The 19,650-nt window shown below is 67.7% G+C and carries 15 protein-coding genes and 1 riboswitch; of the genes, 6 read left to right on the top strand and 9 right to left on the bottom strand.

From position 1 onward, the window contains the following. The first annotated feature begins 15 nt into the window (after positions 1-15). The gene (locus tag VPH47_RS20355) at positions 16-429 is read left to right on the top strand and encodes a hypothetical protein (protein WP_350259736.1); all 414 of its coding nucleotides are present in this window, start codon (positions 16-18) and stop codon (positions 427-429) included. A gap of 106 nt (positions 430-535) precedes the next feature. Here the strand turns inward: VPH47_RS20355 and pnuC are convergent, their stop codons facing one another. From pnuC to VPH47_RS20330, 5 genes are all read right to left on the bottom strand, one after another. Then, positions 536-1,105, bottom strand: coding sequence for a nicotinamide riboside transporter PnuC (gene pnuC / locus VPH47_RS20350; protein ID WP_368851679.1), 570 nt, complete (start codon positions 1,103-1,105; stop codon positions 536-538). Between the two features lie 8 nt (positions 1,106-1,113). Then, complete coding sequence (locus VPH47_RS20345) at positions 1,114-3,303, bottom strand: TonB-dependent receptor (protein ID WP_368851678.1); 2,190 nt, start codon at positions 3,301-3,303, stop codon at positions 1,114-1,116. Positions 3,304-3,373: 70 nt separating this feature from the next. After that, a riboswitch (TPP riboswitch) is annotated at positions 3,374-3,469 on the bottom strand. A 109-nt stretch (positions 3,470-3,578) separates the two neighbouring features. Continuing rightward, positions 3,579-4,703, bottom strand: a complete 1,125-nt coding sequence (locus tag VPH47_RS20340; RefSeq protein WP_153856712.1) for a phosphotransferase enzyme family protein — start codon at positions 4,701-4,703, stop codon at positions 3,579-3,581. A gap of 127 nt (positions 4,704-4,830) precedes the next feature. Then, a complete protein-coding gene (locus VPH47_RS20335; protein ID WP_014035547.1) occupies positions 4,831-5,238 on the bottom strand; it encodes a glycine zipper 2TM domain-containing protein in 408 nt (135 codons plus the stop codon). A gap of 190 nt (positions 5,239-5,428) precedes the next feature. Continuing rightward, positions 5,429-6,067 carry a response regulator transcription factor gene (locus tag VPH47_RS20330; RefSeq protein WP_110710719.1) on the bottom strand — a complete coding sequence of 213 codons (639 nt, stop codon included), beginning with the start codon at positions 6,065-6,067 and terminating at the stop codon, positions 5,429-5,431. A gap of 75 nt (positions 6,068-6,142) precedes the next feature. Here VPH47_RS20330 and VPH47_RS20325 point away from each other — a divergent pair, with 75 nt between their 5' ends. Then, entirely contained in the window at positions 6,143-9,742 is a 3,600-nt protein-coding gene (locus VPH47_RS20325) for a transporter substrate-binding domain-containing protein (protein WP_110714238.1), read from the top strand. Here the strand turns inward: VPH47_RS20325 and VPH47_RS20320 are convergent. Both VPH47_RS20320 and VPH47_RS20315 read right to left on the bottom strand, forming a co-directional pair. Further along, positions 9,736-10,137, bottom strand: a complete 402-nt coding sequence (locus VPH47_RS20320; RefSeq protein WP_153856714.1) for a cytochrome c family protein — start codon at positions 10,135-10,137, stop codon at positions 9,736-9,738. The genes VPH47_RS20325 and VPH47_RS20320 overlap by 7 nt on opposite strands. A gap of 65 nt (positions 10,138-10,202) precedes the next feature. Further along, positions 10,203-11,879, bottom strand: a complete 1,677-nt coding sequence (locus VPH47_RS20315) for an electron transfer flavoprotein-ubiquinone oxidoreductase (protein ID WP_368851677.1) — start codon at positions 11,877-11,879, stop codon at positions 10,203-10,205. 316 nt (positions 11,880-12,195) lie between these two features. Between VPH47_RS20315 and VPH47_RS20310 the strand changes: the two genes are divergently transcribed. Then, entirely contained in the window at positions 12,196-13,359 is a 1,164-nt protein-coding gene (locus VPH47_RS20310; protein ID WP_071228793.1) for an acyl-CoA dehydrogenase family protein, read from the top strand. A gap of 334 nt (positions 13,360-13,693) precedes the next feature. Here the strand turns inward: VPH47_RS20310 and VPH47_RS20305 are convergent, their stop codons facing one another. Beyond that, the gene (locus VPH47_RS20305; protein ID WP_005407625.1) at positions 13,694-14,173 is read right to left on the bottom strand and encodes a tRNA (cytidine(34)-2'-O)-methyltransferase; all 480 of its coding nucleotides are present in this window, start codon (positions 14,171-14,173) and stop codon (positions 13,694-13,696) included. A gap of 69 nt (positions 14,174-14,242) precedes the next feature. Next, positions 14,243-14,719, bottom strand: coding sequence for a hypothetical protein (locus tag VPH47_RS20300; RefSeq protein ID WP_014035556.1), 477 nt, complete (start codon positions 14,717-14,719; stop codon positions 14,243-14,245). Positions 14,720-15,135: 416 nt separating this feature from the next. On the opposite strand from VPH47_RS20300, the gene VPH47_RS20295 reads away from it, so the two are divergent. The 3 genes from VPH47_RS20295 to VPH47_RS20285 all read left to right on the top strand — a co-directional run bounded on the left by VPH47_RS20295 (position 15,136) and on the right by VPH47_RS20285 (position 19,601). Next, positions 15,136-17,985 (top strand): pitrilysin family protein, encoded by a 2,850-nt coding sequence (locus VPH47_RS20295; RefSeq protein WP_110710723.1) that lies wholly within the window; start codon positions 15,136-15,138, stop codon positions 17,983-17,985. A gap of 178 nt (positions 17,986-18,163) precedes the next feature. Next, positions 18,164-18,481 (top strand): DUF4156 domain-containing protein, encoded by a 318-nt coding sequence (locus VPH47_RS20290; protein WP_005407628.1) that lies wholly within the window; start codon positions 18,164-18,166, stop codon positions 18,479-18,481. A 103-nt stretch (positions 18,482-18,584) separates the two neighbouring features. Then, positions 18,585-19,601 (top strand): 3-oxoacyl-ACP synthase III, encoded by a 1,017-nt coding sequence (locus tag VPH47_RS20285; RefSeq protein ID WP_014035559.1) that lies wholly within the window; start codon positions 18,585-18,587, stop codon positions 19,599-19,601. Positions 19,602-19,650 lie beyond the last annotated feature (49 nt).

Below are 19,650 nucleotides of genomic sequence, written 5' to 3'. Positions count from 1 at the left end.
CGCAGGAGACGGGCGATGACCATGGCAGGGAACAGGACCGGCGCGCGCCGCTGGTGGCGGCCATGGGCTGCGTTGTTCGGCGCGTTGGCACTGGGCAGTGCCGGTGTTTCCGCGCAGGAAGCCCCCGCGCACTGGATGGCCTATGCCGCCGCCGTGGGCGGCCAGCTGCAGCAGCGCCTGCAGCAGGAGGCGCCGCAGGCGCAGCGCGTGCTGGAATGGATGCAGGCACACCCGGACACGCCGACGCCGTTGCCGGTGAGTGTGTGGATCGCGGCGGACGGCCGCATCTCGAAACTGGAATTCGACAGCCTGGGCGATGCCCAGGTCGACGCCGATCTGCGCGCGACCCTGCAGAGTGCACCCCTGCAGGCCGCGCCACCGGCCGACATGCGCCAGCCGCTGCGGCTGGGCCTGCTGCTTACCCAGTAGAGCCGCGCCATGCGTGGATCCGCCTGGTAGATGCCGACCTTGGTCGGCACGCGCGCCAACCAAGGTTGGCGACTACCGGTAAACCCCGGCCACGCATGGCATGGCTCTACTGCGTTGCCACCTGCGGCTCGCGAGCGGCCGCGCTCCACGCGCGCAGGCCGAACACGGCCAGGCCGAGGAAGAACACGTACAGCGCTGCGGTCACGTGCAGCGACTTGAACAGGTAGGCACCCACGTAGACCACGTCCACCGCGATCCACACCCACCAGCAGGCCACGTGGCGGCGCGCCTGCCACCACTGGCCGACCAGGCTCAGCGCGGTCAGCATCGCGTCCAGCCACGGCAGCGCCGCATCGGTGAAGGTGTGCATGGCCGCCCCCAGCGCCACGCCGCCGCACAGGCCGATGGCCAGGTCACGCAGCAGCTTGCCGCGTGCCAGTGGCACGATGCGGACGCTGCCCTCATCGACGGCGTGCTGCCGCCAGTTGAGCCAGCCATAGACCAGGAAGCCACCGAAGGCGACCTGCAGCAGGGTGTCCGAGTACAGCTTGGCCTCGGCGAACACCAGCCCGTACAGCGCCACCGACAGCAGGCCGACCGGCCACGCCACCAGCCGGCGCTTGGCCATCAGCCAGACGCCGAGGATGCTGCACAGCGCGGCGGTCCACTCGAGCATGACGCCGCTCACAGCGCGAACGTCACCGACAGGCGGGCCTGTCGCGGTGCGCCGGGGAACAGGTAGTAGTCACCGCCGCTGCTGCCGGTATCGCGCCAGTAGAAGCGGTTGAACACGTTGTCCACCGACAGGTTCCAGGTCACCGCGCGTTCGTGCAGGCGATGCTGGAAGCGCAGGCCGGCATCGAACACCGAGTAGTCCGGTGCACGCACGCCGCCGTCGGCGCGGGCCACGTTGGCACCGGCATAGCGCCAGCCGCCGGTCACATCCAGGCCCTGCACGAACGGGAGCGCATAGGCCACGTGCACGCTGGCGCGCACCTTCGGCACGTTCACCAGCTGATGGCCTTCATAGGCCGGGGTGCCGGTGTCGCGCGCGCGCGCCTGCAGCACGCTGGCGCTGGCCACGATCTGCAGTGCGTCGGTCAGCTGGCCGTTGGCGGTCAGCTCCAGGCCGGTGTGGGTCTGCGTGCCTTCCTCGACGAAGGTGTAGCCGACGTCGCTGGTGTCCGGCTTGGCGTACTGGTACGGCTGCGAGATGCGGAACACGGCTGCGCCCAGCGTCAGCGCCTCGACCGGCACGTACTTCACGCCCACTTCCAGCTGCCGCGACTGCACCGACGGCAGGAAGGTGTCGGCGTTGCTGGTCCAGAACGGCGCTTCCTGGCCCAGTGAAATGCCGCGCACGTAGCTGGCATAGGCATTGAGCTGGTCGGTGGCCTTCCACACCACGGCGGTCTGCGGCAGGAAGCGCGACAGACGGCTGTGCCGCTGCGGGATGCCCCGCTTGTCGTAGGCGCGCTCGTCCAGGCGCACGAAGCGGCCACCGGCCAGCCACTGCCAGTCATCGCCGAAGCTCATCCGGTCCAGTGCGAAGAACGCGGTCTGGCGGCTGTCCAGGCGTCGTGCGGAGGGGCCGGGCATCTTCGGCGACGGCGCGAACACCGGCACCTGCGCGTCATGGATGTTGCTGGTGCCGACGTACTCGTTGACGCTCGGGCGCTTGTCCACGGTACGGCGGAAGTAGTCGGCACCGAGGGTCAGCTGGTGGCCGACGTTGCCGGTCTCGAAGCGGCCGCGCAGCTCGGCACGGGCCTGCTGGTTGCGGCGCGTGTCGTCCGGGCTGCGGTAGTCGTAGACGTCGTAGTCGCCATTGGGGGCGAAGTAGTTGCCCGGCACGCTGCCATCGGCGCATTGCGCGGCGTAGTAGCAACCGTAGGCGAAGGCGACGTTGTCATCGATCACCGAGCGGCTGTGGCCGACCGAGACGCGCGACTGCCAGGCATCGTTGAAGTCGTAGGTGTGCAGCGCGGTGATGTTGGTGCTGGCGATATCCACCGGGCGCTGCCACGGCTGGTAGCCGAGCAGGTGCTCGCGGTCGACGCCGCGCGGCAGGTCACGCGCGCCCAGCAGCTGGTAGCCGGACACCGAGCGCTGCGAGCTGGTCTGGTAATTGGCATCCACTTCCAGCTTGCCGCGCTCGCCGATCAGCCAGTCGGCGGCCAGCGAGTAGAAGTTGCGGCGGCCATCGGCGTGCTCGACGTAGGAATTGCTGGAATCCCATGCGGCATTCAGGCGCAGGCCGAAGCGCGGGGTGATCCAGTGGCCGACATCGACGGCGACGTAGCGCGAGCCTTCCGAATCGGTGCCGAGGGTGGCGGTGCGCACTTCGGCCGGGCGCTTGCCGATGTAGTTGATGATGCCGCCCGGCGCCATCACGCCTGCCGCCAGGCCGGCTTCACCCTTGAGGATCTCCACCGACTGCACGTTCTCCAGCGCCAGGCGCTGTTCGCCGGCGATGGACAGCCCGTTGAAGCGGTAGCCGGTGGCGGCGTCCAGCGCGAAGCCGCGGATGGCGATGTTCTGGTAGTAGCCCACCGGTGCATAGGCATCACCCAGCGAGGCATCGTTGCTGGCCAGCTCGGACAGCGAACGCACCTGGCGGCGGTCGAGGTAGTCGCGCTCGAGCACGTTCACCGAGGCCGGGGTGTCCTTCCAGGACCCACCACCGAAGGCGTTCACGCGTGAGGTATCGGCCTTGGGTTTGCCGGCCTGCACGCGCACTGCCGCCAGTTCGGTGGGCGAGCGCTCGGCGCCGGTGGCAGCCGCATCGGTGGCAGCGTCGGCCTCGCTGGCATGCAGCGGCAAGGCGGCGCAGAGGGCGAGGGAGAGCAGGGTGGGGCGCAGGCAGCGGTTCATTCGGTTCGTCTTCGGACAACAAGGGAGACGAAGCGACGGCGCGCAGGTGCACCGGCCCATGACGGGGGTGTGGCTGCGGCTCAAAGCTCCCTACGCCGGTGCAAACCGGATCAGGTTCCAAGGGACTCTCTCAGCCTGGCAGATCCAGGCACCCCCGCTTCAGGTGACCATTTCACTACAAATGGTACGGATTTGCGAGCCGGTGTCCTTCAGGCTGCGGGGTCAGATCCCTTTCCGCAGGAAAGGGATCTGGCCCCAACGGTGCGCCAACCGGGTCACGCCGCCGCGTGCAGGGCCTGCAGCAGCGTCTGCCCCGGCGCGGTGCGGAACCATGCCGGGTGCCCCAGCATGAAGGGCTGCCAGGCCACGTCGGCATTCGCGGTCGAGCCGGTGATGCCTTCGAAGTACTCCACTTCGGACAGTGCGAAGTCGAAATGGACCATCGGCAGCAGGTCGGCCAGCAGGTGCACGCGTGCCGCCGACAACGGCAGTACCTGGCGGTAGCCGTCGAGCAACGCCAGTGCGATATCGATGCGCACCGCCTCCATGCCGCGCTCCAGTTCCAGCCACGCCACCGCGTTGCGCTCGATCGCCGTGGCGAGGTCGAACAGTGCGCTGGTGGGTGAAGCCAGCCCGAAATCCAGCACGGTGCTGACCTGCCCCTCGCGCCACAGCAGGTTGGAGACATGCCAATCGTTGTGCGCCCACAGGCGCGGTTCGTCGCGCAGGCGCGTGGCCAGGCCGGCATGCCACGGCAGCACGTCGCGCTGCAGCTGCGCTTCCCACGGAATGCGCGCGAGATAGCGGGCCAGGCCGGGGCGCTCGTGCAGCCCCGCTTTGATGGCCGCGATCGGATCATCGGCGCGGATCAGATCGTCGCGCGCGACCAGCAGGTGGGTGCTGCGCTGTGGCGCGTGGTAACTGGCCGCGGCACGGTGCAGCTGGGCCAGCATGCGGCCGGCTTCGCGGGCCTGTGCGGCATCGGTCAGCAGCGACCACGACACGGCGTCGCGGTACAGGTCCTCGCCGACGCCGACCGCATGCAGCTCGAAGGTCCATTCGCCGTGTTCGAGCGCCGTGTGGCCATCGGTGGCCGCCAGCACCTGCACCACCGGTACGCCGGCGGCGGCGAGATGGGCGATGAAGTGGTGTTCTTCTTCCAGGCAGGCCGCGCTGCGCACGCTGTGGTGGTGGCGCTTGATGAACACCGGCGCGCAAGCGCCATTGACGATGGCAGCGGCCGAGAGTGGCCGGGGGCTGTGCCAGTGTGGGGGGCTGTCCGCATCCAGTTGCGGGAAGCGCTGGCGCAGCCACGCGAGGTCTGCGGCGCTGATCGGCGGCCAGTCGGCGGCGACCTCATCGTTGTTGAGGCCCTGCACGCGGTGGGAGGAAGAAGTCATGCCGCAGCCCGAGAGGGAAAGTCACATCCAAGGCTGCGCATTCAACGCCATGCGCGTGGTCAACGCAATCGGGCGGGTCATCGACCCGCCCGTCCCTGCATCGGCGCCGGCGTTGCCGATGCGCTGTTTACCAGCCGCGATGGCGGCCGCGGTCGTTGTAGTAGCGGTTGTCGTAGTAGCGCTCACGCTGCCAGCGACGGTCGTCACCGCGGTCGTAGTAGCCGCTGCGGTAGTAGCCACGGTCGTAACGGCGGTCGTAGCGATTGTCGTAGTAGCGGTTGTCGTAATAGCGACGGTCGCGGCGGTCGGAGGTGGTCAGGTTGCCGATCGCACCGCCGGCCACGGCACCGCCGACGGTTGCGGCGGGATCACCGTTGGAGAGCAGGTTGCCGGCTACGCCACCAACCACGGCGCCGACCAGGGTGCGCTTGTCCTTCCTCGACATCGCGCTGGCATCGCTGACCACGGCGACACCGGCAACCAGTGCCAGGGCCATCGCCAGACCACGGAAGCTGAGTGTGGAAGTACTGAGCATGTTCGTTCTCCTGTGAGGTGCATGCCACGCTGGGCAGGGAGGGCGTTGGGGCGCCCCGGCTGCCGTGGTGTCCACGCTGGCGTTCCAACATTGCCGGAACATTGCCTGGCCCACCGTGCGGCTTGCGCATTCATCTAGCGGCAGGCGGCATGAAGCAAGGCTGAAAGTTCAACCGTCCGATGTGCGGGGTTCAGATTCTGCCGTCACGCAGGTAGTCGAACAGTTCGGCGTCGCCTTTCAGGCCCAGTTTGAGCATGGCGTCACCCTTCTGCCGGCTGATGGTGCTGACGCTCTTGTGCAGTTGCAGCGAGATTTCCTTCACGGTCATGCCGGTGCCAAGCAACCGCAGCACCTCCACCTCGCGCGGCGACAAGGGCTTGCCGTCACCTTCGCGCATGCGCCAGCTGCCGGCGGCCTCCACGCGCTCACGCAGGCTGCGGCTGATATAGGGCTGGCCGCGATAGACCGCCTGGATGGCCTGCGGCAGCTCGTCCATCGATGAGCTCTTGTCGACCAGGCCGAGCACCCCGCTGTCGAGCACCATGCGCAGGATGGCCAGGTTGTTGGAGACGCTGAGCATCAACACCGGCAAATCGGGATGGCGGCGGCGGATCATGCCGATCATGGCGAAGCCGTCGGCCTGGGGGCTGCCAGGCATCGAGTAGTCGGTGACCAGCAGGTCGCAGGGCTGGCTGCCAAGCAGGCCCATCAGCGCCTGTGCACTGTCGGCTTCGCCGACCACGCGGCCGACCCCGCTCGATTCGATGACGGCGCGGGTACCGATACGGACCACCGGGTGGTCGTCTGCGATGATGATGCGCAAGCTCATGCTCTAGTATGGCCACCGGGCTGGCCGGGCCGCGACCATCGCGGTCCCTGGCAGGATTCTAGGAGATCGATGCCGATGCGTAGCTGGGCTGTTCGCGGGCTGGTCCTGCTGCTGGCCGTACTGGCGCTGCCGGCAGCGTTGGCGCAGGCCGTTCCAGGCCTGCTGCCGCTCAGTCCCCTGCAGCGCGAGTACCTGGCCACCCATCCGAGCATCGTCGTGGGGCAGTATGACAGCGGCTGGCCGCCGTTCGAGTCCCTCCATGATGGCCAGCAGGTGGGTCTGGGTCCGGATTATCTGTCGCTTCTTGCCCGTCAGTTGGGCGTGAAGGTCGAGGCCCGTCGCTTTCCCGATTGGACCGCCGTGCTGGATGCGGCATGTCGTGGCGAGATCGATGTGGTGATGAATGTCGGTCTGAGTGCCGACCGTACCCGTTGCATGGTCTACACCGCCGCCTACGGCGAGGCGCCGCTGGCGCTGGTGGGCCGCCCCGACGACCTGCGTGCTTCCGACAATCCCGATCTGGATGGCCTGCGGGTGGTGATCGAGCAGGACTTCCTGACCGGCCCGCAGGTGCGGGCGCGTTTCCCGCAGGCCCGGCAGCTTGTCGCAAACAGCTCGTTGGCGGCGCTCGAGATGGTCAGAGACGACAAAGCTGACGTCTACATCGGCAATGCCTATGTCGCCACCGAGCTGATCGCCATCCACCGCCTGCGGGGCGTGGTGCTGCTGCGGCCGAGTGATCTGCCCCCCGAACGCCTGCACTTCGGCATACCCAACAGCAAGCAGCCGCTGGCCGAAGCGTTGGATCTGGCGCTGGCTGCAACCAGCCAGGCCCAGCGCGATGCCCTGGCGAAGCGCTGGCTGCCGCCACCGCAGTGGTCGGCATCGGCCCGGATGGCGTTGAGCCAGGCCGAAAAACGGGTTCTGGAGCAGCCGTTGAGGATCGGTTTCGCACCGAACGCAGCGCCGCTGTCGTTCACCGACAAGGAAGGCAAGCCCAGCGGCCTGGCCAGTGAGTACCTGCGGCGGCTGATGCAGGCCGGCGCCAACCTGCAGCCGGAAAGCAGCCACGACTGGTATGAGGTGCGTGAGAAGGCCCGCCGTGGCGAGCTGCAGGCGGTGATGGGCATTCCCGCCGATTCGCGCTATCTGGGGCCGGACTGGGTGTTCAGCCAGCCCTTCATCAGTGTGCCGAACGTGATCGTCAGCCGCGTCGACAGCCCTGCGCTGCTGGGCCTGTCGGATCTGCAGGGCAAGCGTGTGCTGCTGTCCGATCCCGAGCGCGTGCGGGGTTACGTACTGCAGCAGGCACCGCAGGCCCGGATCATGGCGGCACGCAGTGCGGAGCAGGCGATGCAGCGGCTGCTTGATGGCGACGCCGATGCCTACGTGGGCAATCTGGCGCTGGTCGACCACCTGCTGCGCACCCGTTTCCCCGGCCGCCTGCAGGTCGCAGCGCCGGCAGGCTTCAACGATCAGCTGGTGCTGGCCGTGGAGCGCCGGCATGCCGCGCTGGCGACCACCTTCGACCGCCTGCTGCTGCAGATCACGCCGCGCAAGCATGAGGCACTGCGGGGTGATTGGCTGGCGGTGGAGTATCGCCATGGCGTTGACTGGAAAAGCGTGCTGCGCTGGGGCCTGCCACTGCTGCTGGTACTGCTGACCGCGCTGTTGGTGCACAGCATCGGCTACTGGCGCCTGCGCCGCGAAGTGGCTGGGCGGCGTCATCTGGAACAGCGGCTGGCCGAGGTTACCGACAACCTGCCTGCGGTGGTCTACCAGGCACGCCGCGACGCCAATGGCATGCTCAGCTTCCCGTTCATCGCCGGCGATCTGCAGGCGTTGTTCGGCATCAGCCGGCAGCAGGCCGAGCAGGACGCCAGGACACTGCTGGAACGCATTGAAGAAGACGATCGCGCACACATTCTGCAGGCCGTCGAACAGGCCGCGCGCCAGTTCGCGCCGCTGATCCTCGAGTTCCGCCTGCGCGCCGAGGGCGAAGGCGCGCGCTGGGTGCGCAGCGAGGCCCATCCGTATGCCACGGAAGCCGGCGCGGTGACCTGGAGTGGCTACTGGGTGGATGTCAGCGAAGCACGTGCACAGGCCGACGCCCTGGTTACGGCCAAGGCCGAGGCCGAGCAGGCGGCGGAAGCGAAGTCGCGCTTCCTGGCGACCATGAGCCATGAAATCCGCACGCCGATGAGTGGCGTGCTGGGCATGCTGGAAGTACTGGCGCATTCGCCGCTGGACGCCGAACAGCAGCGCATCCTGGGGGTGATCGAAGACTCGGCGCAGATGCTGCGGCAGATCCTGGACGACATCCTCGACTACTCACGGCTGGAGGCTGGCGCACTGCGCCTGGAGCCGGTGCCGCAGCCGCTGCGGCCGTTGCTGGAAAGTGTGTGCCGCCTGCTCTCCGCGCAGGCCAGTGCACGTGGGTTGGCGCTGCACGTGCAGATCGATCCGCAGTTGGCGCCGGCCCACGAAGTGGATGGCGTGCGCCTGCGCCAGATCGTGTTCAACCTGCTCAGCAACGCCATCAAGTTCACCGCGCAGGGCGAGGTTCGCCTGCAGCTGGACGTGGTGGGGCCGACCAGCGAGGAAGGGGGGCAGCCACTGTGCCTGAGCGTCACTGATACCGGCATCGGCATCGCACCGGAACAGTTGCAGCACCTGTTCGCGCCGTTCACCCAGGCCGGCGCCTACATCCAGCGTGACCACGGCGGCACCGGGCTGGGCCTGAGCATCTGCCAGCGCCTGGTGCAGATGATGGACGGCGAGCTGGCGTTGCACAGCACGCTGGGCGAGGGCACCCGCGCCGAGGTGCGGCTGTCGCTGGTGGAGGCCGGCAGCGGCGATGTCGAGGCGCTGGTGGCCGAGCAGGATCAGGCGGCGCTGCTGCCCGCGCCGCTGCGCGAGGCACGGGTGCTGGTGATCGAGGACCACCCGACCAACCAGGCCATGATGGCCTGGCGCTTGCAGCAGCTGGGCGTGCCGCATGTGATGGTCGGCGATGGCCAGCAGGGACTGGATCGTCTGGCATTGGAACATTTCGACCTGGTGATCACCGACTGCCGGATGCCGGTGCTGGATGGCTTCGGCTTCACCCGCCTGCTGCGCGAACGCGAAGGCCGCAATGGCCAGCCGCGGCTGACCGTGCTGGCGCTGACCGCCAGCGTGCTGGATGACGATGCACGTCGTTGCCGCGAGGCGGGCATGGACGAGGTGCTGGCCAAACCGTTGTCGCTGGCCACGCTGCGCGCCGCGCTGCTGCGCTGGTTGCCGCAGGCGCAGGGCCAGTCATTCGAGGCGCCGGTGGTCGAGGCGGCAGGCGACGATGGCGATGCGCTGCCCGATCTGGCGACGCTGCAGCAGCGCTTCGGCTCGCGCGCAGTGGCCGAGCAGCTGAGCGAGAGTCTGCTGCGCGCCAGTGAAGGTGATCTGGCGGCCGTGCAGCGTGCGCTGCAGGCCGGTGACCGCACTTCTGCCGCGCTGCACCTGCATCGTCAGGCCGGCGGGCTGGGCGCCGTGGGGGCAACGGGACTGGCCGGGCAGGCCAACGCACTGGTCGAGCGCCTGCAGGATGCGGCGGAAACCGATGTGGCGCCGTTGTTCACAGCAGTGGCGGAATTCGTGGCGCGGCTGCAGCAACAGCTGCAGCGCCTGGCTCACTGAGCCGACTGCTGCTGCAGGTAGGCGATCACCAAGGCGCGGCGTTCGGCGCTGGGGAAGGCGTTGTACATGCGCGTGCCGGGCACCAGGTGGGTTGGCGACTGCAGGAAGGTATCCAGGGTCTGCGCGGTCCAGGTGATATCGGCGCGGCGCATGCCGTCGGAATAGCCATAGTCCGGCAGGCTGCCAGCGCGGCGGCCGATCACGCCGTGCAGATTGGGTCCGAAGCGGTGGATGCCACCAGGTTGCACGGTGTGGCAGCCGGCACACAGTTCGAATGCGCGCTGCATGGCCTGCTGCTGCGCCTGTTGCGGCGTGGTGGGTGCCGCAGGCGGGCGCTGGCAGGCCGTGGCAGCCAGCGCTGCGGCAACGGTGATGAGCAGGCGGAAGGCACGCATGGGCGGGCAGGATAGCGGTGCAGCGGAGCGGCCGGGCTGCGACACGCGGTCGCAGCCCGGAGCGATCACATGCCCGAGTAGTTCGGGCCGCCGCCGCCCTGCGGGGTCACCCAGACGATGTTCTGGGTGGGGTCCTTGATGTCGCAGGTCTTGCAGTGCACGCAGTTCTGCGCGTTGATCTGCAGGCGCGCGTTGTCGGCTTCGCCGACGAACTCGTACACGCCGGCCGGGCAGTAGCGGGCTTCCGGGCCTGCGTACTCGGCCAGGTTCACCTTCACCGGAATGCTGGGATCCTTCAGCGTCAGGTGGCTGGGCTGGTTCTCGTCGTGGTTGGTGCTGCTGAGGAACACCGAGCTGAGACGGTCGAAGGTCAGCACGCCATCCGGCTTCGGGTAGGCGATGCGGGTGTGCTTGGCCGCCGGTTCCAGGCAGGCATGGTCCGGCATCGTCCGGTGCAGGGTCCACGGCGGGTTGCGCACGCCCAGCTTCGGCAGCAGCCACTGCTCCACCCCGGTCATCAGCGTGGCCACGGTCTGGCCCTTCTTGAACCACTGCTTGAAATTCTTGGCCTGCTGCAGCTCAGTGAACAGCCAGCTGGCTTCGAAGGCCTTCGGATAAGCGCTCAGTTCGTCGTGCTGGCGATCAGCAGCCAGTGCATCGAACGCGGCGTCGGCGCACAGCATGCCGGTCTTGATCGCGGCGTGGCTGCCCTTGATGCGGCTGGCGTTGAGGTAGCCGGCCTCGCAGCCGACCAGCGCGCCACCGGGGAACACGGTCTTGGGCAGCGACAGCAGGCCGCCGGCGGTGATCGCACGCGCGCCGTAGCCGATGCGGGTGCCGCCTTCCAGGTGCTTGCGGATGGACGGGTGGGTCTTGAAGCGCTGGAACTCTTCGAACGGGCTCAGCCACGGGTTCCTGTAGTCCAGGCCGACCACGTAGCCGATGGCGACCTTGCCGCCGTCGGCGTGGTACAGGAACGCGCCGCCATAGGTATCGCTGTCCAGCGGCCAACCGGCGGCGTGCACCACCAGGCCCGGCTCATGCTTGGCCGGGTCGATCTGCCACAGTTCCTTGATGCCGATGCCGTAGGCCTGCGGGTCCTTGCCTTCGTCCAGCTTGTAGCGCGCGATCAGCTGGCGGCCGAGGTGGCCGCGTGCGCCTTCGGCGAAGATCGTGTACTTGGCCTGCAGCGCCATGCCGCGTTCGAACGCCGGGCCGATGCTGCCGTCCTTCTCGATGCCCATGTCGCCGGTGGCCACGCCGATCACTTCACCGTTGTCGCCGTACAGCACCTTGGCTGCGGCGAAGCCGGGGAAGATCGCCACTTCCAGCGCTTCGGCCTGCTGCGCCAGCCAGCGGGTCACTTCACCCAGGCTGATGATGTAGTTGCCTTCGTTGTGGAAGCACTCCGGCAGCAGCGCATTGGGCGTGCTGCGTGCGCCGGTTTCGCTGAGGAACAGGAATTCGTCGCGGGTGACCTTCTGCTTCAGCGGTGCGCCGCGCTCGGCCCAGTCCGGGAACAGCTCGGTCAGCGCGCGCGGATCCATCACCGCGCCGGACAGCACGTGCGCGCCCGGTTCGGAGCCCTTTTCCAGCACGCACACCGACAGTTCACGGCCGGCTTCGATCGCACGCTGGCGCAGGCGGATCGCGGTGGCCAGGCCGGCGGGGCCGGCGCCGACGATCACCACGTCGAACTCCATTACTTCACGCGGGGGCAGGGCGTTGGCTTCAGCGCTCATCGATTGCATGACTCGTGGGTAGTGCCGGCATCGGGGCCACCGGCGGTTGCCTGGGAATCGCGCGTGCAGCCACGAGCGAAACGGTTGTTTGAATGTGTCAGGGTACCGGGCCGCGCGTGATCGAGCTAGATCGACGATGTTCACGTCATGATTGCTGCGGTGCAGCGTAATGCGCGTGGCCAGGTAGGTGCCAACCTTGGTTGGCACAGTGTTTCACCGCCCGGACCCGCTTCCGTGTGGACCAAGGTCCACACCTACCAGACGCGATGCTTGCGGATGACCGACAATGGCCGGGTCCTGACTGCGCGTGAGTGCCATGGCTTTGCATCCGTACGATCTGTTCGATGTCCGTTCCCTGCTCAACGAGGAAGAGCGCGCGGTGCAGGAGAGCGTCGCCCGCTTCACCAACGAGCGCGTGCTGCCGATCATCGGCGATGCCTTCGACCAGGCCCGCTTCCCTTCAGAGCTGGTGCCGGAGATCGCCGCGCTGGGCCTGCTGGGCGCCACCCTGCCGGCCGAATACGGCGGCGGCGATCTGGGCGCGGTCAGCTATGGCCTGATCTGCCAGGAGCTGGAGCGCGGCGATTCGGGCCTGCGCAGCTTCGTCTCGGTGCAGAGCTCGCTGTGCATGTACCCGATCTATGCCTACGGCAGCGAGGAACAGCGCCAGCAGTGGCTGCCGGCGATGGCGCGCGGTGAGCTGATCGGCTGCTTCGGCCTGACCGAGGCGCACGGCGGTTCCGATCCGGCCAGCATGAAGACCCGCGCGGTGCGCGATGGCAGCGACTGGCGCATCAGCGGCAGCAAGATGTGGATCACCAGCGGCCCGGTGGCCGACCTGGCCATCGTCTGGGCGCAGACCGAAGACGGCATCCAGGGCTTCGTGCTGGAAAAGGGCATGGCCGGCTTCACCACGCAGGAGATCAAGCACAAGATGAGTCTGCGTGCGTCGCTGACCGGCGCGCTGTTCTTCGATGACGTGCGCGTGCCTGACAGCCATCGCCTGCCGAACGTGAAGGGCCTCAAGGGCCCGCTGGGTTGCCTGACCCAGGCCCGCTACGGCATCAGCTGGGGCCCGATCGGTGCCGCGATTGCCTGCCTGGATGAAGCGCTGGGCTATGCCAAGGAACGCGTGCTGTTCGGTCGCCCGCTGGCGGCCACGCAGAGCGCGCAGATCAAGCTGGCCGAAATGGCCCGCCGCATCACCACCGCGCAGCTGCTGGCGCTGCAGCTGGGCCGCCTGAAGGAGGCCGGCCAGCTGCAGCCGCAGCAGGTCAGCCTTGCCAAGTGGAACAACTGCCGGATGGCCATTGATATCGCCCGTGAGTGTCGCGATCTGCTCGGTGGGGCCGGCATCACCACCGAACACGTGGCGATCCGGCACGCGCTGAACCTGGAATCGGTGATCACCTATGAAGGCACCGAGACCGTGCACCAGCTGGTGATCGGCCGCGAGCTGACGGGGATCAACGCGTTCTAGGCGGTGCGGGGAACACCATCCACGCATGGCGTGGATCGACTGCACATGGCACCTGCCACGGCCACCTGGGATGTGCTTTGGTAGGTGCCAACCTTGGTTGGCACATTCCTTCAGCGCGCGACCGGGCATCGGTGCGGACCAAGGTCCGCACCCACCAGAAGCGATCCACAGCCATCAGAGGTTCTCGGCGGCTGCCTGGACCTGCCTTTGGTAGGTGCCAACCTTGGTTGGCACATTCCTTCAGCGCGCGACCAGGCATCGGTGCGGACCAAGGTCCGCACCCACCAGAAGCGGTCCGTGCCCACCAGAGCGGTCCACACCCACCTGAGGCGGTTTACGCCCCGCCGGCAAACCCATGCTGGCGCCAGGCTTCGTACATCACCACGGCCACGGTGTTGGAAAGATTGAGGCTGCGGTTGTCCGGCCGCATCGGCAGTCGCAGGCGGCGGCCATCGGGCAAGGCATCGAGCACGTCCTGCGGCAGGCCGCGGCTTTCCGGGCCGAACAGGAAGGCATCACCGTCTTCGAACGCCACGCTGTCATAGCGGACGCTGGCACGCGTACTGAGGGCGAACAGGCGCTTTGGTGCGATCCGCGCCAGCGCGGTGTCCAGGTCGGGGTGCACCTGCAGGCGCGAGTACTCGTGGTAGTCCAGGCCGGCGCGCTTGAGCTGCTTGTCTTCCAGTGCGAAGCCGAGCGGCTCGACCAGGTGCAGCTGCGCGCCGGTGTTGGCGCAGAGCCGGATCACATTGCCCGTGTTGGGCGGGATTTCCGGTTGGAACAGGATCACGTGGAACTGGGGCGCGGCATTCATCGGCGCAGTGTACCTGCGACGACCGCCGCCTTTACGGCGCACGCCCTGCACGGGGCAGGGCGGCACCGGTTACGGGCGCAGCAGGACCTGGGCGGTTTCGGTGGCCAGGGCCTGCAGGTCGGCGGCGCTCGGGCGCACCTGCAGGGCCGGCAGGTTGACGATGACCGAGTTGGCGACGTTGGTGGCAGCGGCAGCCAGGGTGGCGGCGTAGCGCTGCGCTTCCAGCTCGGCGGCCAGGGCGACGCGCTGTTCCAGGCTCGGGCGCACTTCCACCGAGGCCAGGGTGGTGATCGGCATCGCGGCGGCGACCGGGGCGGCGACGTAGCCGTTGCGCTCGGCCAGCTGGTCGGCGCTCGGGCGCACTTCCACGGTGGCCAGGGTCGGGATGCCGCTGGCCTGTTCCCAGGCCTGCTGGGCCAGCTGGTCGGCGGCCGGGCGGACCTGCACGGTGGACAGGGTCTTGATGGATTCGGAGGCCTGCACCGACGAAACAACCGCGGTGCCGGCGATCAGGGCGATGGCGATGGCAATGGTCTTGGCGTTCATGACGGGGCCTGTTTAGTGTTGGTGATCAGTGGTGTGGTAGTAAGGTAGTACACCTATTCTGGGCTTGCAAGGAAAATTTTCGGTTTCCTGCATTTGTTCAGTCTTCAGTCAGCTTTCGTCTGAAGCCCTTCTTGGCGCAGGAAGTACCAAGCAATCCCCGTGCCAACTTTTAGTTGTTGATTTGCAAGGGTTTTTGTTTGACCGAGAAGTGTCCGGTGGGCGGACACCTGTCCACTCGATGTGCCGCGGACACTGTCCGGACGATGGCTGCCGGTGCATGTGACCGCCCAGGACACGGCGGCGCGCGACCGCGGATGGTGCACAGGGGCAAACACCCCCAGTGACTGCCGACCGATTCCTGCCGCTGCGTGCGCAGGCTAGGATCGGGGTTCACCTATGTGACCAAGGATCCGGATATGTCTCTCGCCCTTCGCCCGCGCGCTGCACTGCTGGCCGTCGCCCTCAGCACCGCCCTGGGCTCGCTTGCGCCCACTCCTGTGTTGGCCGCCAAGCCGGCGGCACCGGCCAAGGTCGATATCCCGTATGAGCAGTTCACCCTGCCCAACGGCCTGCGCGTGATCGTGCACACCGATCGCAAGGCACCGATCGTCGCGGTCAACGTCTGGTACCACGTGGGCAGCAAGGATGAACCGGCCGGCCGCACCGGCTTCGCGCACCTGTTCGAGCACTTGATGTTCCAGAGCAGCGAAAACCACGACGGCGAGTACTTCGAGCCGTTCAAGCAGGTCGGTGCCACCGGCCAGAACGGCACCACCAACACCGACCGCACCAACTACTTCGAGAACGTGCCGACCACCGCGCTGGACATGGCGCTGTGGATGGAGTCGGACCGCATGGGCCACTTGGTGGGTGCGATCGACCAGGCTGCGCTGGACGAGCAGCGCGGCGTGGTGCAGAACGAGAAGCGCCAGGGCGAGAACCAGCCCTACGGCCAGGCCTGGGACCAGATCAACAAGGCGCTGTATCCGGTCGGCCACCCGTACCACCACGGCGTGATCGGCTCGATGAACGATCTCAACGCGGCCTCGCTGGACGACGTGAAGACCTGGTTCCGCACCTGGTATGGCCCGAACAACGCGGTGCTGGTGCTGGCCGGTGACATCGATCTGGCCACCGCCAAGGAGAAAGTCGCCAAGTACTTCGGCAGCATCCCCGCTGGCCCGACCATGGCGCAGCCGGCGGTGAACGTGGCCAAGCGCAGTGCCGATACCCGCGAGACGATGACCGACAAGGTGCCGCAGGCACGCATCTACCGTGCCTGGAACGTGCCGCAGGTCGGCACCGCCGACATCGACCAGTTGCAGCTGTTCTCCGAAGTGCTGGGCGGCGCCAAGTCCTCGCGCTTGAGCCAGCGCCTGCAGCACCAGGACAAGCTGGTGGACAGCATCGGCTCGGGCCTGTCGACGTCGCAGCTGGGCTCCAACTTCGTGATCGTGGCGACCGTGAAGCAGGGCCAGGACCCGGCCAAGGTCGAGAAGATCATCGACGAGGAACTGGACCGCCTGATCAAGCAGGGCCCGACCGCGGCCGAGCTGGCGCGCGCCAAGACCGGCGCCCGCGCCGGCTTCATCCGTGGCATCGAGCGCATCGGTGGCTTCGGTGGCAAGGCCGATGCGCTGGCCGAGTGCGCGGTGTTCACCGGCGACCCGGGCTGCTTCCGCACCTCGCTGGCCAACATCGAGAAGGCCAGTGCCGCCGATCTGAGCCGCCTGGGTGCACAGTGGCTGGACAAGGGCAGCCACACCCTGGTGATCGCACCGGGTGAGCGCGTGGCGCTGAAGGAAGACCCGAGCCAGACGCCGAAGCCGTTCACCGTGCCGGCGGTGGACCCGAAGTACAGCACTCTGCCGGAGCAGGTGGACCGCAAGGCTGGCGTGCCGCAGACCCGCGAGTTCCCGCAGCTGAAGTTCCCGGCACTGCAGCGCGCCACGCTGAAGAACGGCACCCAGGTGATCCTGGCCGAACGCCATGAGATTCCGGTGGTGCAGTTCAGCTACCAGTTCCCGGGCGGCTTCAGCGCCGACCAGGGCCGCAAGCCGGGCACCGCCAACTTCACCATGAGCCTGATGACCGAAGGCGCCGGCAAGCTCGGTTCGCTGGCCTTCGCCGATGCCGCCGACGCGCTGGGCGCGAGCCTGGATGCTTCGGCCGGCCTGGATTCGATGAGCGTGGACCTGTCGGCGCTGAAGGAGAACCTGGCCCCGTCGCTGGCGCTGTACCGCGACCTGCTGCGCGAACCGCGTTTCGAGCAGGGCGAGATCGACCGGGTCAAGGCGACCTGGATCGCCGGCATCCAGCAGGAGAAGGTGAACCCGGGCGCGGTGGCGATGCGCGTGCTGCCGCCGCTGCTGTACGGCAAGGGCCACCCGTACGCCATTCCGTTCACCGGCAGCGGCGACGAAGCGGCAATCAACGGCCTGACCCGCGAGGACCTGGTCGACTTCCACCACGACTGGCTGCGCCCGCAGAACGGCACCCTGATCGTGGTCGGTGACACCACGCTGGCGGAAATCGTGCCGCTGCTGGACAAGCAGCTGGGCGACTGGAAGGCTGCGGGCGATGCCCCGCAGGTGAAGGCCGCCACCGACGTCGCATTGCCGAAGGGCCCGCGCGTGTTCCTGATCGACCAGCCGGGTGCGGTGCAGGCCAACCTGTTCGCCGGCCAGGTGGTGCCGCCGTCCAGCGCCGCCAGTTCGACCCGCTTCGATATCGCCAACGGCGTGATCGGTGGTGACTTCACCTCGCGCCTGAACATGAACCTGCGCGAGGACAAGCACTGGTCGTACGGCGCGCGCAGCAGTGCGACCAACTCGGTGGGCCAGCGCCCGTGGATGGCCAGCGCGCCGGTGCAGATCGACAAGACCGGCCCGGCGCTGGCGGAAATGCGCAAGGAGATCGCCGCGTTCGCCGACGGCAGCAAGCCGGCCACCGCCGCCGAGGTCAATCGCATCCGCAACATCCAGACCCTGAGCCTGCCCGGTGCCTACGAGACCGCCAGCGCGGTGGCGTCGACCATCGGTTCGATCGTGCAGTTCAAGCGTCCGGATGACTACGTGCTGCGTCGCAAGGCCGAGATCGAGGCGATGACCCCGGCGCAGGTGCAGCAGGCGGCCGCCGAGATCAAGCCGCAGGCGCTGACCTGGGTGGTGGTGGGTGACCTCAAGCAGACCGAAGCGGCCGTGCGTGCGCTGAACCTGGGCGAGGTGACGGTGATCGACGCCGAAGGCAACCCGGTGAAGAAGTAAGGCACTACCCGGCCCGCCCTGTGGCGGGCCGGCCCCCCCGGTAGTGCCGGCCGCTGGCCGGCAACTCCGTGACCCGAAGGCGGGGTCAGAGCCCCCTGCGGGGGATCCGACCCCCACCGGCTACCCCCGATTCAGGCTGTTCAGGCAGAATCCCCCCATACCCTTCCAGGATCTGCCCATGCGCGTTCTGCTGCTTTCCTCCCTGCTGCTCACCGTCACCGCCTGTACCTGGGTGCCGATCGAACCGGCCGGCAAGGCGACCCGCGTACTGCCGGCAGGCCCGGTTCCGGCTGGCTGCATCGCCAAGGGCGAGGTGGTGGTCACCGTGAAGAGCAAGGTCGGCTTCTACAACCGCAACCCGCTGCGCGTGCAGGAAGAGCTGGAAACCCTGGCCCGCAACGAGGCGCCGAGCGCCGGTGCCAATGCCGTGCAGGCCGCCGCCGCTCCGGCCGATGGCAGCCAGCGCTTCGCCGCTTTCCAGTGCCCGCCGCGCTGAACGCTTCACCATACGGCCAAGCCTGAATTCGTAAAGATGCGGTGAAGGCCCCGGGGGTTATAGAATAGCGCCCCCTTTTGCCTGAGCCTTGGCGCTAACCTCGATGCTCTTCAAGAATGTCTCGATCGCCGGCCTGGCACACGTTGATGCGCCGCACACGCTGACGACCAAGGAAATCAACGAGCGGCTGCAGCCGACGTTGGATCGCCTCGGTATCCGCACCGACGTGCTCGGCGATATCGCCGGCATCCATGCCCGCCGCCTGTGGGACAACGGCGTGCTTGCGTCCGATGCCGCCACCATGGCCGGCCGCAAGGCGCTGGAAGACGCGGGCATCGATGCGACGCAGGTCGGCCTGCTGGTCAACACCTCGGTCAGCCGCGACTACCTGGAGCCGTCCACGGCCTCCATCGTGTCGGGCAACCTCGGCGTCAGCGACGAGTGCATGACCTTCGACGTCGCCAATGCCTGCCTGGCCTTCATCAACGGCATGGATATCGCGGCGCGCATGATCGAGCGCGGCGACATCGATTACGCGCTGGTGGTGGATGGCGAGACCGCCAACCTGGTGTACGAGAAGACCCTGGAGCGCATGACCGCCCCGGACGTCACCGCTGACGATTTCCGCAACGAGCTGGCTGCCCTGACCACCGGTTCGGGTGCCGCCGCGATGGTGATGGCGCGCTCGGAGCTGGTGCCGGACGCACCGCGCTACAAGGGCGGCGTGACCCGCTCGGCCACCGAGTGGAACCAGCTGTGCCTGGGCAACCTGGACCGCATGGTCACCGATACCCGCCTGCTGCTGATCGAAGGCATCAAGCTGGCCCAGAAGACCTTCACCGCCGCCAAGATCGCCTTGGGCTGGGCTGTGGAAGAGCTGGACCAGTTCGTGATCCACCAGGTCAGCCAGCCGCACACCGCTGCGTTCATCAAGAACTTCGGCATCGACCCGAAGAAGGTCATGACCATCTTCGGTGAGCACGGCAACATCGGCCCGGCCTCGGTGCCGATCGTGCTGAGCAAGCTCAAGCAGCTGGGCAAGCTGAAGAAGGGCGATCGCATCGCGCTTCTGGGTATCGGCTCGGGCCTGAACTGCTCGATGGCTGAAGTGGTCTGGTAAGCAGCCCGCTGCCCGACCTCCTGTAGAGCCGAGCCATGCTCGGCTCACG

Origin of the sequence: Stenotrophomonas sp. WED208, from assembly GCF_040984485.1 — a bacterium.
In the GTDB taxonomy this organism is placed as follows: Bacteria; Pseudomonadota; Gammaproteobacteria; order Xanthomonadales; family Xanthomonadaceae; genus Stenotrophomonas; species Stenotrophomonas riyadhensis.
This window is presented reverse-complemented; position numbering and strand designations above follow the sequence as displayed.